The organism is Azospirillum argentinense (assembly GCF_000632475.1).
Lineage (GTDB): Bacteria > Pseudomonadota > Alphaproteobacteria > Azospirillales > Azospirillaceae > Azospirillum > Azospirillum baldaniorum.
In genome coordinates this window covers 601,353-616,423 of sequence record NZ_CP007793.1, presented here as the reverse complement: position 1 = coordinate 616,423, position 15,071 = coordinate 601,353, and the positions used below count along the sequence as shown (strand labels likewise).

The following is a 15,071-nucleotide window of genomic DNA, read 5'->3' as shown; positions in this document are numbered from 1 at the left end:
CTCCGCCGCCGCGGCACAGGCCGCGCTCCCGCCTGTTGTCCCTGGTAAGCGACACAAGACGGGGAGCGGACCCATGGAACAGGCGATCGGACAGGAACCCCAGGCGGCGGGCGGCCCGGTGGGGACCGAAATCGACCCCAAGGCCGTGGTGGTGTCCCGCGCGGTGCGTGACCTGCTCCAGCCCCACGGCTTCCGTCCCCGCGACATCGGCAGCGGCCTGGGCGGCGGCATGGCCTGGAACCGGCGCGGCGGCGACGACACCCACGAGATGATCACTTGCAACGGACGGTTGTCCGGCGACCCCGACCGGGCGGAATGGACCGCCGGGCGCTACGGCAACCGCGGCGGCTTCGTCGAGGTCACCGGCCTGACGCTGCGCGGCGCGCTGGACGCCGTGGCGGTCCTGCCCCGGCCGGTGCGGGTGGACGGCTCGCTGGCCGAGGGCATCTACCCGTCGCTGGAGGACGCCCTCGACGACATCGCGTGACGCGCTACTTCAGCGCCTCGTCGATCTCCACCTGATAGCCCTTGGCGAGGCGGTTGGTCTCGTTGGCCATGCCGATGACGGCCATCAGCTCGCCGAACTGGGCGTCGGTCATGCCGGCGCGCCGCGCCGCCGCCTCGTGCGAGCGGATGCAATAGTCGCAGCCATTGGTCACGCTGACCGCGACGAAGATCATCTCCTTGACCAGCGGGTCCAGCGCGCCGGGGGCCATCACCTCCCTCAGGCTCTCCCAGGTGCGCTTCAGCGTGGGCGGGTGATGGGCGGCCATCTTCCAGAAATTGTTGACGTCCGGCACGTTGCGGGCCGCCTTGATGTCGTCGTAGACGGCGCGCACCTCGGGAGCGGCGTCGGCGTGCTCGATGGGCTTCAGGGGCATGGTGGATGGTCTCCGCGGCAGCGTTGGCATCGGTGGGGGCACCGGCTTCGCAGCATTCTCGCCGCTTCCGCACGGCGGGGCCACGGGGAATGGCTTAGGCCCTACCCCCAACCACGCTGAAAGTCATAGGGATGCCGGAAAGTTCAGGTTGCCCCGGTTGTCCCGGACCGGCATAGCTTCCTGACCGCGCTGGCCCGCGCATGGTGTCCCGCCCCACCGCCGCCCGCGATCGCCCTCCCCCCATCGCCACACAGCTCCGCAGCTCCGCAGCCCATGCCTCTTCGCTACCTCGATGCCCTGGCAACCGAATCGGCGGGAATGGTGCGTCTTCTGCGCATCCTGCTGGTGGCCGCCATCCTGGTCCCCGCCCTGCTGTTCACGGCCATCGCCTGGCACGACTATCACGAGGCCGAAGCCGAGGCGGAGCGCAACATCCGCAAGACCGTGCTGATCCTGCACGAGCACATGCAGAAGGTCTTCGACACGGTCGAACAGGTTCTCGACCGGCTGAACGAGCGCAGCGCCGGCATGAGCTGGGACGAGATCGGCCGTTCCGACGATCTGCACGGCTATCTGCGCACCTTGATCGAAGAGCTTCCGCAAATCGGCGTCGTCGGGCTGATCGATCCCAACGGCGCTGTGCGCAACGACAACCGCCTGTTCCCCACCTCGTCGATCAACGTCGGCGACCGCGAGTATTTCCGCACGCAGGCGGCCGCGGACGCCGGCATCTTCGTCAGCGAGGCGATCACGGGGCGCGGCTCGGGCAAGCGGCAGTTCAACGTCACGCGCCGCCGCACCGCCGCGGGTGGACCGGAGGGGCCGTTCAACGGCGTCCTGCTGACCGCGGTGCTGACCGATTATCTGGTGGATTTCTACCAGCTCGTCGTTTCCGATCCGAAGGAGTCGATCTCCCTCGTCCGCCAAGACGGCTCGGTCCTGGTCCGCTTCCCCTCGATGGGCGACCGGCAGGCCCGCCACGCCGCGGACAGCATTCTGCTCAGCGCCATGGCGACCGGGCGGACCGAGGGCGTGTTCCGCTCTCGGGGCCGCATGGACGGCATGCCGAGGCTCAACGGCTTCATGCACGTCACCCCCTACCCGATCTACGTCACCTACGGCATCCCGATCTCCGAGATCCGGGCCGGCTGGGCGCGCAACATCCTTCTGTACGCCAGCTTCGCCGTGCCGGCGATGCTGGCTCTGGTCGGCATCACCCTGCTGGCGCTGCGCCGCGCGCAGAGCGAGATGCGGGCGGTCCGCCGCTGGACCGAGGAGGCCCGTGCCCGCGAGTCCTTGGAGAACACGCTGCGCCAGTCGCAGAAGTTGGAGGCGCTGGGCCAGTTGACGGGTGGCGTCGCCCACGACTTCAACAACCTTCTGACCGCCGCCCTGACCAACCTGCATCTGATGGAACGGCACCTGCCGGCGGAAGGCACGCGCTATCTGGACGGCACCCGCACCGCGCTGGAGCGCGCCCGGACGCTGACCGGGCAATTGCTGGCCTTCTCGCGCCAGGAGGCGGTGGACCCCAAGGTGATCGATCTGGGGGATGCCCTGCGCGCCATGGCCGATCTGCTGGAACGCTCCATCCGCGCCGACATCGCGCTGGACTGGGCGTTATCCAGCGCCCCGCTGCGGGTGGAGGTGGACCCGGTCCAGCTGGAGCTGGCGGTGCTGAACCTCGTGGTGAACGCCCGCGACGCGATGCCGTCGGGCGGGCGCATCCGCATCGCCGTCCGGCAGGAGGAAACGCCCGACGGCCCGCTGGCCGTTCTGGAGATCACCGACACCGGCGGCGGCATGCCCCCGGAGGTCGCCGCCCGAGCCTTCGAGCCCTTCTTCACCACCAAGCCGCACGGCAAGGGGACGGGCCTGGGCCTGTCGATGGTCTACGGCTTCGCCCGGCAGTCGGGCGGCAACGCGACCATTTCCAGCGCGCCGCGCCGCGGCACGGTCGTCCGCGTTTCCTTGCCGGTGTCCGGCCGGGCGCCGGAGCCGGAAGCCATGCCGGATGCCGCGGAGTCAGCGCCGAGCGGCCCGGTCCGCCTGCTGGTGGTCGAGGACAACGCGCTGGTCCTGATGGCCACCGTGGAGGGGCTGACCCAGGAGGGCTTCGAGGTGGAGACCGCCGACCACGGCGCCGCCGCGCTGGAGATCCTGGAGCAGGACGCGGCCTTCGACGTGATCGTGACCGACGTGGTGATGCCCTACGGCGTGTCGGGAATCGATCTGGCGCGGCGGGTCCAGGAGCGCTGGCCCGGCATCCGGGTCCTGCTGATTTCCGGCTACAGCCCCGAATCGCTGAGCGGGCTCAAGGCCGATGCCGCCGTCCTGCCCAAGCCCTTCACCCCGGACCAGCTCGCCGCCCGCGTCCGCGCCCTGCTCCGCACCGCGAAGACCGCCTGACGGCTGGAAGGGTCAGAGCAGAACGCTGATGAACATCGGCGCCCACAGCACCGCCGACCAGATCAGCCCCAGGAAGATGCCGTGAGTGAGGTCGGTGAAGGTCGGTTCCGACAGGCAGTGCATGCGCCAGAACGCTTCGCGGTCGTTCATGCCCTGACGCTGCCCCTGACGCTGCGGGGTGTGGTTCTGAGCGTCCTTCATGACCGTTTCCTTGCTGGGGGCCAAAAGGAAGGAACCGGCGAAGGGCGCAGCGGTTCCGCACCGCGACGGGAACAATGGTGGGACAGGATGGGGGCATGCCGAAAAGGAAAAGGCCTCCCTGTCCTTTCGGACGGGAGGCCCTCCGGTCGGATGGGACGAGCCGCTTACTTGGTGCGGATCATCGGGGTGAGCTGGTCGCCCCAGTTGCCCGTCGCGTTGTGATAGCGGGCCGTGCGCATCAGCTCGACCGTCACGCCGGCTTCCACGGCCTTGACGACGGCGTCGTTCAGGCGGTGCAGGCTGTTGGCGAGGACGCGGATGGCGCTTTCCTGCTCGTCCGTGAGGTTCGAACGCTCGTCCGGCGGCGCATCCTGGAAACCCGACTGATTCGTCATGCGGCTATCCTTCCCTTGTTCTCCGGCCCGGGTCTTGCGGCCCCGGCTCTGCCCTGGTTCACCGGCGCCGTTGCGCCGGCATGGCCGGGTGCTGCGCTGCAAACCCGGCATTCAACGTCTTAACACATCACGCGCCGGTAGCAAGGGCGCGGCAAGACAACCTCGTTCGAAAGAGTCATGCCTCCCGCGGCAGAGTGCCGCTGCCCGGGGATGCCGGATGGGGGAAGGATCCCGTCGCGCTTCAATCGCGCTGCGTTCGACGGACGGCGTTTGATCGGGGCGCGCTCCCGGCCTAGCTTGGCGGTCCAAGGGCAGACGCCGACAAAAAGGCGGTCGCCGACAAAAAACGATCCGCAGCCGATACAACGAAGAAAGACAGGACCATGGCCGACACCGCGACCGATTCCCGCTCCGTCGCCTTTCTGGGGCTTGGCACGATGGGCTTTCCCATGGCCGGCCATCTGGCCGTCCGGGGCGGCCACCGGGTGACCGTCTTCAACCGCACCGCCGCCAAGGCCGACGCCTGGACCGCCCGCTTCGGCGGCGCCGGCGCCGCCACCCCGGCCGAGGCCGCCCGCGACGCCGAGGTGGTCTTCCTCTGCGTCGGCGGTGACGACGACGTGCGGGCGGTGGCCGGCGAGGCGATTGGCGCCATGAAGCCCGGCACAATCATCGCCGACCATTCCACCGTCTCCGCCACCGTCTCGCGCGAGGTGGCCGAACTGGCCCGCGCGCGCGGCCTGTTCTTCCTCGACGCGCCGGTGTCCGGCGGGCAGGCCGGGGCGGAGAACGGGGTGCTCACGGTGATGGTGGGCGGCGACGCCGACGCCTTCGCCCGCGTCCAGCCGCTGATGGCCTGCTACGGCCGCTCCGTCACCCACATGGGGCCGGCGGGAGCCGGTCAGCTGACCAAGATGGTCAACCAAATCTGCATCGCCGGGCTGCTGCAGGGGTTGGCCGAGGGCATGGCCTTCGCGCAGAAGGCGGGTCTGGACGGGCACAAGGTCGTGGACGTGATCGGAAAGGGGGCGGCGCAGTCCTGGCAGATGGACAACCGCGCCAAGACGATGCTGGACGGCAAGTTCGACTTCGGCTTCGCCGTGGACTGGATGCGCAAGGACCTGGGCATCGTGCTGGACGAGGCGCGCAACAACGGCGCCACCCTGCCCGTCACCGCCCTGGTCGACCAGTTCTACGCCGAGGTCCAGGGGATGGGCGGCAATCGGCTGGACACCTCCAGCCTGATGACGCGGCTGACGCGCTGAGGGAAAGGAGATGGGGAGCGCCGCGGCGCTCCCCTTTTTTTGTCCTCAGATGCGGACGACCTTGCCGGGGTTCATCCGGTTCTCCGGGTCGAAGGCGCGCTTCAGCTCGCCCATCACGGCGAAGGCATCGCCGGCCTCCTTCTCCAGGAACTCCATCTTGCCGTAGCCGATGCCGTGCTCGCCGGTGCAGGTGCCGCCCATGGCGAGCGCCCGGTCGACCATGCGGTCGTTCAGGCGCTTGGCCTCGGCCATCTCCTCCGGCTTGTCGGGGTCGATGACGTAGACGAGGTGGAAGTTGCCGTCGCCGACATGGCCGACCAGCGGGGCCAGCATCGAGGATTCGGCGATGTCCTTCTTGGTCTCCAGGATGCAGTCGGCCAGCCGCGAGATCGGCACGCAGACGTCGGTCGGCCAGCCCTTGGAACCGGGGCGCAGCGCCAGCGCCGCGTAATAGCCGTCGTGGCGGGCCTGCCAGAGCTTGGAGCGGTCCTCCGGACGGGTCGCCCAGGTGAATTCGCTGCCGCCAAACTCCGCAGCGATGGCCGAGACCATCTCCGCCTGCTCCTTCACCCCGGCGGCCGTGCCGTGGAACTCGAAGAACAGGGTCGGGGCGACCTTGTAGTCCAGCTTGGAATACTTGTTCACCGCGTCCATCTGGACCTCGTCCAGCAGCTCGATGCGGGCGACCGGGATGCCCGACTGGATGGTCTGGATCACGGTGTCCACGGCGCCGCGGATGTCGTTGAACGGGCAGACCGCCGACGAGATCGCCTCCGGAATGCCGTAGAGGCGCAGCGTCACCTCGGTGATGATGCCGAGCGTGCCTTCCGCCCCGACGAACAGGCGGGTCAGGTCATAGCCGGCGGCCGACTTGCGGGCGCGCCCGCCGGTCTTGATGATCCGGCCGTCGGCCAGAACCACCGTCAGCCCCAGCACGTTCTCGCGCATGGTGCCGTAGCGCACGGCGTTGGTGCCGCTGGCGCGGGTGGAGGCCATGCCGCCGAGCGAGGCGTCGGCGCCGGGGTCGATCGGGAAGAACAGGCCGGTGTCGCGCAGATGCTCGTTGAGCTGCTTGCGGGTCACGCCGGCCTGGACGGTGACGTCGAGGTCCTCCGGGCTGACGCGCAGGACCTCCTTCATGTTCGACACGTCGATGCAGACGCCGCCGGCCAGCGCGGCGACGCCACCCTCCAGCGAGGTGCCGGTCCCGAAGGGAATGATCGGCAGCTTGTGCTTCGCGCAGAGCGTGACGATGGCGCTGACCTCCTCGGTGGAGGTGGCGAAGGCGACGCCGTCGGGCGGGAAGTTGGGGTGGTAGGACTCGTCCTTGCCGTGATGCTCGCGCACCGCCGCGGCGGTGGTGAAGCGGTCCCCAAGCAGGGCCTTGAACTCGGCCTTCATCTCGTCGGTGAAGGCGACGCGAGGCTGGGCGGCGGGTACGGCGGTCATGGACGATTCTCCCCGGGGGTCCTTTTGGCACGGTGCCGTGCGGTGGTAGGACCGGAGAAGCTAAGCCCCCCCGCCCGCGCAGACAAGCGACTCGCGCGCATGGGTGGGGGGCTTGCGCTTTTGGAAGCCCCTCGCCCCTCCGGGGAGAGGGAGGGGACCCGCGCCGCAGGCGCGGGAGGGTGGAGGGGTGGTCGGCGTTTGTCCGGTACGGTAGTCGCCGATCGCCGGACGTACTCGCCACCGCCGACCCACCCCTCCACTAACCCCTCTCCCCCGGAGGGGGAGAGGGGGATTGGCGCCGTCACGCCTCCTCGTAGCCGCCGCCGCCCGGGGTTTCGACGACCAGCACGTCGCCCTCCCCCATGGCGGTCTTGTCCTGGGGGCCGAGTTCCTCCACCGAGCCGTCGGTGCGCTGGACCCAGGTGCGCCCGATCTGGCCGGGGGCACCGCCCTTCAGACCGAAGGGGGGCACGCGGCGGTGGTTGGACAGGATGGCGGCGGTCATCGGCTCCAGGAACCTCAGACGCCGCACCACCCCGTCGCCACCACGCCAGCGCCCCGCCCCGCCCGATTCGCGGCGAATGCGGAAGCTGTCCAGCAGCACCGGGAAGCGCCATTCCAGCACCTCCGGGTCGGTCAGACGCGAGTTGGTCATGTGGGTGTGCACCGCATCCGTCCCGTCGAAGCCGGGACCGGCGCCGGAGCCGCCGCAGACCGTCTCGTAATACTGGTAGCGCTCGTTGCCGAAGGTCGTGTTGTTCATGGTCCCCTGGGCCGAGGCCAGCACGCCGAGCGCGCCGTACAGCGCGTCGGTGACGCACTGGCTGGTCTCCACGTTGCCGGCCACCACCGCGGCGGGGTAGCTGGGCGACAGCATGGTGCCCGGCGGGATGACGATCTCGATGGGCTTCAGGCAGCCCTCGTTCATCGGGATCTCGTCGTCGACCAGTGTGCGGAAGACGTAGAGCACCGCCGCCCGGCACACCGCCGTCGGGGCGTTGAAGTTGCTGGTGAGCTGCGGGCTGGTGCCGGTGAAGTCCACCCGCGCCGACCGCTCGTCCTTGTCGATGGTGATGCGGACCTTGATGACCGCGCCGTTGTCCAGCTCCTGCACGAACTCGCCGTCGGTCAGCACGTCGATGACGCGGCGGACCTGTTCCTCGGCGTTGTCCTGGACCAGCTTCATGTAGGCGTTGACCGTCTCCAGCCCGAACTGGGCGACGATGCGGCGAAGCTCCCGCGCGCCCTGCTCATTGGCGGCGATCTGGGCCTTCAGGTCGCCCAGGTTCTGCGCCACGTTGCGCGCCGGCTGCGGCCCGGCGGTGAAGAGGGCGACGACCTCCTCCTCCAGGAAGCGGCCGCGCTCGACCAGCTGGATGTTGTCGAGGAGGACGCCCTCCTGGTCGATGGTCGTGCTGTCCGGCGGCATCGAGCCGGGGGTGATCCCACCGACGTCGGCGTGGTGCCCGCGCGAGGCGACGTAGAACAGCACGCGCTCGCCGGCCTCGTCGAAGACCGGGGTGATGACGGTGATGTCCGGCAGATGCGTGCCCCCATGATAGGGGTCGTTCAGCATGTAGACGTCGCCGGGGTTCATCTCCCCCCGGCGCCGCTCGACGATGGCGCGCACGCTCTCGCCCATGGAGCCGAGATGCACCGGCATGTGCGGGGCGTTGGCGATCAGCCCGCCGTCGGCGTCGAACAGGGCGCAGGAGAAGTCCAGACGCTCCTTGATGTTCACGGAATAGGCGGTCTTCTCCAGCGTGAAGCCCATCTGCTCGGCGATGGACATGAAGAGGTTGTTGAAGACCTCCAGCATCACCGGATCGGCCTTGGTGCCGATGGCGAGGCGCTGCGGCAGCTCCTCGAAGCGGGTCAGCACGAGGTGGTTCTTGCGCGTCACCTCGGCGATCCAGCCGGGCTCGACCACCGTGGTGGCGATCTTCTCCTTGATGACGGCGGGGCCGGTCACACGGTTGCCGGGCTGGAGCTGGTCGCGGTCGTAGACCGGCGCCTCGCGGTCGGCGGCGCCGGTGTGCAGGGTGACGGTGGCGAGGCGGCGCGGCAGGGCGCCAGTGACGCTGGGCAGGTCCTGATCGTCGGCGCTCTCGGTGCGGCCCACCGCTTCCACCGACACGGCCTCGACCACCAGGGCCTTGCCCTCCATCATGAAGCCGTAGCGCTGGCGGTGCGCCGCCTCGAAGGCCGCGGCCATGGCGTCGAGCGGCCCGAAATCGACGACCAGCGGGCTGTCGGAGCCCTCCACCTTGATGTGCGCCTTGCGCAGGACGGCCAGCCGGTCCTCCGGCACGCCCTGGCGGGCCAGCTCCATCCGCCCCTCGGCCTCCAGCGCGGCGAGCGTGGCGGTCAGCTCGTCCACCAGGGCGTCGTCGAGGCGGGCCTCCACCGCGCGCTCGCGGATCGCCACCGTGTCGGCGAGGCCGATGCCGTAGGCGGACAGCACGCCGGCGTGCGGGTGGAGGAAGACCTTCCGCATGCCCAGCGCGTCGGCGACCAGACAGACATGCTGCCCCGCCGCCCCGCCGAAGCCGTTCAGCGTGTATTGGGTGACGTCGTAGCCGCGCTGGACCGAGATCTTCTTGATGGCGTTCGCCATGTTGTCCACGGCGATCTTCAGGAAGCCCTCGGCCACCTGATGCGGGGTCATCTCGGTGCCCAGCGCCTCGTTCACCTCCTCGGCCAGTTCGGCGAACCTCTCGCGCACGATGGTCGCGTCGAGCGGCTGGTCGGCCTCCGGCCCGAAGACGTGGGGGAAGAAGTCGGGGTGCAGCTTGCCGACCATCACGTTGCAGTCGGTCACGGTCAGCGGCCCGCCGCGGCGGTAGCAGGCCGGGCCGGGGTTGGCGCCGGCGCTCTCCGGCCCGACGCGGAAGCGCGCCCCGTCGAAGAAGCAGACCGAACCGCCGCCCGCCGCCACGGTGTGGATGTGCATCATCGGGGCGCGCATCCGCACCCCCGCCACCACCGTGTCGAAGGCGCGCTCATACTCCCCGGCGTAGTGCGACACGTCGGTGGAGGTGCCGCCCATGTCGAAGCCGATGACCCGGTCGAAGCCGGCCATGCGCGCGGTGCGCACCGCCCCGACGATGCCGCCCGCCGGGCCGGAGAGGATGGCGTCCTTGCCCTGGAACCAGCGCGCGTCGGTGAGCCCGCCGTTCGATTGCATGAACATCAGCCGCACGCCGGAGAGGTCCCCGGCCACCTGCTCCACATAGCGCCGCAGGATCGGCGACAGGTAGGCGTCGACAACGGTGGTGTCGCCGCGCCCGACGATCTTCATCAGCGGGCTGACCTGATGGCTGACCGACACCTGGGTGAAGCCGATGGAACGGGCCAGCGCCGCCACCTGCTTCTCATGGTCCGGGAAGCGGTAGCCGTGCATCAGCACCACCGCGGCGGCGCGGAAGCCGTCCTGGTAGGCCTGCTCCAGCTGGACCCGCACGGCGCGCAGGTCCACGGCCTTCAGCACCGTGCCGTCGGCCTTGACCCGCTCCGGCACCTCGGCCACCCGCTCGTAGAGCAGCTCGGGCAGCACGATATGGCGGGCGAAGATCTTCGGGCGGGCTTGGTAGCCGATGCGGAGCTGGTCGCCCAGCCCCTCGGTGATCAGCAGCAGCGTGCGCTCGCCCTTGCGCTCCAGAAGCGCGTTGGTGGCGACGGTGGTGCCCATCTTCACCGCCTCGACCGCCTCCGCCGGGATCGGCTGGCCGGAGGCGAGGCCCAGCAGGTCGCGGATGCCCTGGATGGCGGCGTCGCGGTAGCGTTCCGGATTCTCCGACAGCAGCTTGTGCGTGACCACCGACCCGTCCGGGCGTTTGGCCACGATGTCGGTGAAGGTGCCGCCGCGGTCGATCCAGAACTGCCACCGACCCTGCGCTTGGGACGCCATACCCAACTCCCTGATGTCTTGTCTCGACGCCTGATGTCTTGACGGGAGTGTGACGATACGCCGCCGCGGGTCAAGACGGGGTGCACGAAAGGGTGGGATGCGCCCCCTCCTCCTGCCCGTCCGGTCAGGCCGCCTTGAGCAGCGCGGGCAACCCGTCCAGCACAGCGCTTACCGCCCCTGCTCCGTCCTCGAACGCCTCCAGCGCCAGCGAGAATTGCGAGGGACGCGGCAGGTCGATGGTGATGGCGAACTCCCCGCCGTCGCGCTCCATGTGGCCGCCGAAGCGGCGCGACAGGACGCGCATGCGGGTGTTGTCGGACAGGCACATCAGGTGGACCTGCCGGATGCCCCGGTTGGCGGCGATGGACAGCGAGCGGCGGACCAGGGTGGAGCCGACGCCCCGCCCCTGAAACCCCTTCTCGACGCTGATCGCCAGCTCCGCCGCGCCGGGCCACAGCAGCCGATCGAAGCACAGCTCCACCGCGCCGCGCAGCTCGCCGCGGTCGAACAGGCCGACCAGCGTGGTCCGCGTCCAGTCGAGCGACTCGCAATGCTGGGCGATGACCTCGTCGGAGACGGTGCCGGTGAAGCGGGCGTAGCGGTCCGCCTTGTCCAGCCGCAGCAGATGCGCGCGGTACGGACCGCGCTCGGCGGGGAGAAGCTTGCGGATGGCGGACATGGGGGACTCGTGGCGCTGGTGATTCGGGACATCGCACCGCTTCGCGTCGTCCGCTTCCCCGTCGGCGGCCTGGACCAGCCACCCTCTTTTGTTGCGGCGCAACATGGAGAAGACGGGACCAAAGGGCAAGGCCCCTGGCGACGACGGCACGACTCTGTTGCAGTGCAGCAACATCCCGCCCCGCCGGAAAATCCCGTACCTCCAACGGATGAAAAGGACGCAGCGCACGAAGATTCTGGGAAACAACGAAAAAGTATGGGCCGGTTGGCGCGGCGCCGGACTGCCGGTATGCTGCTCCCGCGGGCGAAAGGCGGATAAAAATGAGCATCTGGGGCAGCGTCCTGGGCGGGGCGGCCGGTTTCACCGTCGGCGGCCCGATCGGGGGCCTGATCGGTTTGGCCGCCGGTTACGCGGTGGGGCGCGGCATCCGCGGCCTGTGCGGCCCGGCGGACGCCACCAAGTCCATCGCCTTCACCATCGGCGTGATCGCCCTGTCGGCGAAGATGGCCCGCGCCGACGGCGTGGTGAAGCGGGTGGAGGTGGACACCTTCAAGCGCCTGTTCCGCGTCCCGCCGGAGGAGCTGGACACGGTGGGCCACGTCTTCGACCTCGCCCGCAAGGACACCCACGGCTTCGAGGAATACGCCCAGCAGATCGCCGGCCTGTTCGATGACCGCCGCGCCGTTCTGGAGGAACTGCTCGACAGCCTGCTGGCCATCGCCGAGGCCGACGACGAGCTGCACGAGACGGAAGTCGAGTATCTGCGCACGGTCGCCCACATCTTCGGTTTCACCGACGAGGAGTTCGAGCGCATCGTCGCCGGCCACCACATCGCCGGCACGCCGAACGAGACCGATCCCTACGGCGTGCTCGGCGTCTCCCGCCGCGCCAGCGACGAGGCGATCAAGGCCGCGCACCGCCGCTTGGTGCGCGAGCATCATCCGGACGTGCTGATCGCCCAGGGCATGCCGCAGGAGTTCGTGGATCTGGCGACGCAGAAGGTCGCCGCCATCAACGCCGCCTTCGACCGGATCGAGAAGGAGCGCGCGCGCGGGTAAAGCCAGGCGTCGCGCCGTCCTTCCCTGCCGACGCATCCCCGCCCCGGCGCAATCGGGTGTCGCGAGCCTGCGGACCGCACGCTATATAAGCACACCTCCGCACACCGTACCGTTGGGTCATGGCTCCTCCCGCTCCGATCACCGCGCTCCAGGGCGTGTCCGTCACCTTCGGTGGCCGTCCGCTGTTCGAAACCATCGACCTGTCCATCGGGCGGGGCGACAAGGCCTGTCTGGTCGGGCGGAACGGGTCCGGCAAATCGACGCTGATGAAGGTGCTGGCCGGCATGATCCAGCCGGACGGCGGCACCGTCTTCACCCAGCCGGGCGCCCGCATCGCCTATCTGCCGCAGGAGCCGGACTTCACCGGCTGCGCCACCGTCCACGACTACGTCGCCGCCGGCCTGCCCGCCGACGAGCGGGACGAGACGCACCGGGTGGACGCCGTGCTGGACCGGCTCCAGGTGCCCGGCCATCTCGACCCCAACACGCTGTCCGGCGGCGAGGCGAGGCGCACGGCGCTGGCCCGCACGCTGGTCGGCGCCCCCGACGTCATGCTGCTCGACGAGCCGACCAACCACCTCGACCTCCCCACCATCGAGTGGCTGGAGGAGGAGCTGCTGGCCTACCGCGGCGGTCTGCTGCTGATCTCGCACGACCGCAGCTTCCTGAACCGGCTGGCCAAGCGCACGCTGTGGCTGGACCGCGGCACGGTGCGCGCCACCGACCGCGGCTTCGCCGAGTTCGAGACCTGGCAGGCCGAGGTGTTCGAATCGGAGGAGATCGCCGCCCAGAAGCTCGACCGCAAGATTGAAGGCGAGATGAAGTGGCTGCGCGAGGGCATCTCCGCCCGGCGCACCCGCAACATGGGCCGCGTGCGCGCCCTGCTCCAACTCCGCACCGACCGCGCCGAGCGCATCAAGGGCGGCCAGCAGGCCAAGCTCGCCGTCGCCGAGGCCGAGCGCGGCGGGCGCTTGGTCATCGAGGCCGAGCGCATCTCGAAGGGTTTCGACACGGCGGACGGCCGCAAGACCATCGTCAACGACTTCTCCACCCGCATCCTGCGCGGCGACCGGGTCGGGCTGATCGGGCCGAACGGCGCCGGCAAGACCACCCTGCTGAAGATGCTGACCGGCCAGATGGAGCCCGACAGCGGCACGGTCCGGCTGGGCACCAACATGGAAACCGCCTATTTCGACCAGCGGCGCGACGGGCTGGACCCCGAGGACACCATCCGCAAGGTGCTGTGCCCCTTCGGCGGCGACAGCGTGATGGTCAACGGCCAGCCGCGCCACGTCGCCGGCTACATGCGCGACTTCCTGTTCGACACGCGCCAGCTCGACAGCCCGGTCAAGGCGCTGTCCGGCGGTGAGCGCAACCGGCTGCTGCTCGCCCGCCTGTTCGCACGGCCGAGCAACATGATGATCCTCGACGAGCCGACCAACGACCTCGACATGGACACGCTCGACCTGCTGGAGGACGTGCTCGGCGACTACCAGGGCACGCTGCTGCTGGTCAGCCACGACCGCGACTTCCTCGACCGGCTGGTCACCAGCACCATCGCGGTGGAGGGGGACGGCGTGATCGCCGAGTATCCCGGCGGCTATTCCGACTATCTGGTGCAGCGCCCGCCGCCCAAGGAGAAGGCCGCCGCCCCGGCCAAGGCGAAGCCCGCCGCCCCGGCGGCCGCCAAGCCGAAGGGCAAGCTCAGCTACAAGGACCAGCGGGAGCTGGACGACCTGCCCGCCCGCATGGACAAGCTGACCGCGGAGGTGGCGAAGCTCGAAGCGGCGCTGGCCGATCCCGACCTGTTCGCCCGCGACGCCGCCAAGTTCCAGAAGACGTCCGATCAGTTGCAGGCGAAACAAAACGAGCTGGCCGGCGCCGAGGAGCGCTGGCTGGAGTTGGAGGCCCTGCGCGAGGAGCTGGAAGGCGGCCGCGGATGAGTCTGCGCGACTCGCTGCTGGCGCTCCTGGTCATGGCGACCTGGGGCCTGAACTTCGTTGTCGCGAAATGGGGGCTGGCCGAGTTCCCGCCGCTGTTCATCATGGCGCTGCGCTTCGTCGCGGTGGCGGCGCTGATCCTGCCCTTCAAGCGGATTCCGTGGAGCGCGGTGCGGCCCATCGCGATCCTGTCGGTGACGCTGGGGACCGTGCATTTCCCGCTGATGTTCACTGGGTTGAACGGCATCGACGCGGCCACCGCCTCGCTGGCCGCGCAGGCGCAGGTGCCCTTCTCCTCCCTGCTGGCCGCGCTGGTCTTCAAGGACAAGCTGGGCTGGCGCCGCGCCGCCGGGATGGCCGCCGCCTTCGCCGGCGTCATGGTCATCGCGGGGGAGCCGCGGCTGTCCGGATCGTTGCTGTCGCTGTTCATGATCCTGGGCGCCAGCTTCGCCTTCGCCGTCGCCAGCATCCAGATGAAGCTGATCGTCGGGGTGGACGGCTTCGCGCTGAACGGCTGGATGGCGCTGTTCGCCGCCCCGCAGCTGCTCCTGCTCTCCTTCCTGTTCGAGGAGGGGCAGATGGCCGCGCTCACCGACGCCACCCTGTGGGGCTGGGGCGCCATCGCCTACATGGCGGTGGGCGTGACGATCGGCGCCTATGGGATGTGGTACCCGCTGCTGCGCAAATACTCGGTCAACCAGACCATGCCCTTCCTGCTGACCGTGCCGGTCTTCGGCGTGCTGGCAGGCGTTCTGCTGATGGACGATCCCTTCACGCTCCGTCTGGTCCTGGGCGGGCTGTTGACCGTGGGCGGCATGGCCGTCATCGTGAAGCGGCGCCCGACGACGCTGGCGGAGAAGGTGACGAATCCGACCTGAGGAAGC

Annotated in this window: 12 protein-coding genes; 6 read left to right on the top strand and 6 right to left on the bottom strand. The window is 69.6% G+C overall.

Going from position 1 to position 15,071, the window contains the following annotated elements; translation table 11 throughout:
* Positions 1 to 73 precede the first annotated feature (73 nt).
* Positions 74 to 487, top strand: coding sequence for a hypothetical protein (locus ABAZ39_RS02865; protein ID WP_038526553.1), 414 nt, complete (start codon positions 74 to 76; stop codon positions 485 to 487).
* Positions 488 to 491: 4 nt separating this feature from the next.
* On the opposite strand, the gene ABAZ39_RS02860 is transcribed toward ABAZ39_RS02865, so the two are convergent.
* Positions 492 to 881 carry a carboxymuconolactone decarboxylase family protein gene (locus tag ABAZ39_RS02860; RefSeq protein ID WP_038526550.1) on the bottom strand — a complete coding sequence of 130 codons (390 nt, stop codon included), beginning with the start codon at positions 879 to 881 and terminating at the stop codon, positions 492 to 494.
* A gap of 318 nt (positions 882 to 1,199) precedes the next feature.
* Here ABAZ39_RS02860 and ABAZ39_RS02855 point away from each other — a divergent pair, with 318 nt between their 5' ends.
* Positions 1,200 to 3,290, top strand: a complete 2,091-nt coding sequence (locus ABAZ39_RS02855) for a hybrid sensor histidine kinase/response regulator family protein (RefSeq protein ID WP_247881613.1) — start codon at positions 1,200 to 1,202, stop codon at positions 3,288 to 3,290.
* Between the two features lie 12 nt (positions 3,291 to 3,302).
* Here the strand turns inward: ABAZ39_RS02855 and ABAZ39_RS02850 are convergent, their stop codons facing one another.
* A complete protein-coding gene (locus tag ABAZ39_RS02850; protein ID WP_014241200.1) occupies positions 3,303 to 3,491 on the bottom strand; it encodes a hypothetical protein in 189 nt (62 codons plus the stop codon).
* A 164-nt stretch (positions 3,492 to 3,655) separates the two neighbouring features.
* Positions 3,656 to 3,886 carry an SMc00767 family acetate metabolism repressor gene (locus ABAZ39_RS02845; protein WP_014241201.1) on the bottom strand — a complete coding sequence of 77 codons (231 nt, stop codon included), beginning with the start codon at positions 3,884 to 3,886 and terminating at the stop codon, positions 3,656 to 3,658.
* 383 nt (positions 3,887 to 4,269) lie between these two features.
* On the opposite strand from ABAZ39_RS02845, the gene ABAZ39_RS02840 reads away from it, so the two are divergent.
* Positions 4,270 to 5,151, top strand: a complete 882-nt coding sequence (locus tag ABAZ39_RS02840; RefSeq protein WP_038526544.1) for an NAD(P)-dependent oxidoreductase — start codon at positions 4,270 to 4,272, stop codon at positions 5,149 to 5,151.
* A 45-nt stretch (positions 5,152 to 5,196) separates the two neighbouring features.
* Here the strand turns inward: ABAZ39_RS02840 and ABAZ39_RS02835 are convergent, their stop codons facing one another.
* The 3 genes from ABAZ39_RS02835 to ABAZ39_RS02825 form a co-directional block, all read right to left on the bottom strand.
* Positions 5,197 to 6,600, bottom strand: a complete 1,404-nt coding sequence (locus ABAZ39_RS02835) for an FAD-linked oxidase C-terminal domain-containing protein (protein ID WP_038526541.1) — start codon at positions 6,598 to 6,600, stop codon at positions 5,197 to 5,199.
* Positions 6,601 to 6,901: 301 nt separating this feature from the next.
* The gene (locus ABAZ39_RS02830) at positions 6,902 to 10,510 is read right to left on the bottom strand and encodes a hydantoinase B/oxoprolinase family protein (RefSeq protein WP_038526538.1); all 3,609 of its coding nucleotides are present in this window, start codon (positions 10,508 to 10,510) and stop codon (positions 6,902 to 6,904) included.
* 124 nt (positions 10,511 to 10,634) lie between these two features.
* On the bottom strand, positions 10,635 to 11,189 hold the full coding sequence (locus ABAZ39_RS02825) for a GNAT family N-acetyltransferase (RefSeq protein ID WP_038530579.1): 555 nt from the start codon (positions 11,187 to 11,189) through the stop codon (positions 10,635 to 10,637).
* Positions 11,190 to 11,509: 320 nt separating this feature from the next.
* Between ABAZ39_RS02825 and ABAZ39_RS02820 the strand changes: the two genes are divergently transcribed.
* From ABAZ39_RS02820 to ABAZ39_RS02810, 3 genes are all read left to right on the top strand, one after another.
* On the top strand, positions 11,510 to 12,247 hold the full coding sequence (locus ABAZ39_RS02820; RefSeq protein ID WP_038526535.1) for a TerB family tellurite resistance protein: 738 nt from the start codon (positions 11,510 to 11,512) through the stop codon (positions 12,245 to 12,247).
* A 119-nt stretch (positions 12,248 to 12,366) separates the two neighbouring features.
* Positions 12,367 to 14,190 carry an ATP-binding cassette domain-containing protein gene (locus ABAZ39_RS02815; RefSeq protein ID WP_038526532.1) on the top strand — a complete coding sequence of 608 codons (1,824 nt, stop codon included), beginning with the start codon at positions 12,367 to 12,369 and terminating at the stop codon, positions 14,188 to 14,190.
* On the top strand, positions 14,187 to 15,065 hold the full coding sequence (locus ABAZ39_RS02810) for a DMT family transporter (RefSeq protein WP_038526530.1): 879 nt from the start codon (positions 14,187 to 14,189) through the stop codon (positions 15,063 to 15,065). The genes ABAZ39_RS02815 and ABAZ39_RS02810 overlap by 4 nt, the downstream gene beginning before the upstream one ends.
* Positions 15,066 to 15,071: the final 6 nt, after the last annotated feature.

What these genes read in the sequence shown, in the direction of transcription:
- ABAZ39_RS02865 (WP_038526553.1), top strand. Translation starts at nt 74, where the DNA reads ATGGAACAGGCGATCGGACAGGAACCCCAGGCGGCGGGCGGCCCGGTG.
- ABAZ39_RS02860 (WP_038526550.1), bottom strand. Translation starts at nt 881, where the DNA reads ATGCCCCTGAAGCCCATCGAGCACGCCGACGCCGCTCCCGAGGTGCGC.
- ABAZ39_RS02855 (WP_247881613.1), top strand. Translation starts at nt 1,200, where the DNA reads ATGGTGCGTCTTCTGCGCATCCTGCTGGTGGCCGCCATCCTGGTCCCC.
- ABAZ39_RS02850 (WP_014241200.1), bottom strand. Translation starts at nt 3,491, where the DNA reads ATGAAGGACGCTCAGAACCACACCCCGCAGCGTCAGGGGCAGCGTCAG.
- ABAZ39_RS02845 (WP_014241201.1), bottom strand. Translation starts at nt 3,886, where the DNA reads ATGACGAATCAGTCGGGTTTCCAGGATGCGCCGCCGGACGAGCGTTCG.
- ABAZ39_RS02840 (WP_038526544.1), top strand. Translation starts at nt 4,270, where the DNA reads ATGGCCGACACCGCGACCGATTCCCGCTCCGTCGCCTTTCTGGGGCTT.
- ABAZ39_RS02835 (WP_038526541.1), bottom strand. Translation starts at nt 6,600, where the DNA reads ATGACCGCCGTACCCGCCGCCCAGCCTCGCGTCGCCTTCACCGACGAG.
- ABAZ39_RS02830 (WP_038526538.1), bottom strand. Translation starts at nt 10,510, where the DNA reads ATGGCGTCCCAAGCGCAGGGTCGGTGGCAGTTCTGGATCGACCGCGGC.
- ABAZ39_RS02825 (WP_038530579.1), bottom strand. Translation starts at nt 11,189, where the DNA reads ATGTCCGCCATCCGCAAGCTTCTCCCCGCCGAGCGCGGTCCGTACCGC.
- ABAZ39_RS02820 (WP_038526535.1), top strand. Translation starts at nt 11,510, where the DNA reads ATGAGCATCTGGGGCAGCGTCCTGGGCGGGGCGGCCGGTTTCACCGTC.
- ABAZ39_RS02815 (WP_038526532.1), top strand. Translation starts at nt 12,367, where the DNA reads ATGGCTCCTCCCGCTCCGATCACCGCGCTCCAGGGCGTGTCCGTCACC.
- ABAZ39_RS02810 (WP_038526530.1), top strand. Translation starts at nt 14,187, where the DNA reads ATGAGTCTGCGCGACTCGCTGCTGGCGCTCCTGGTCATGGCGACCTGG.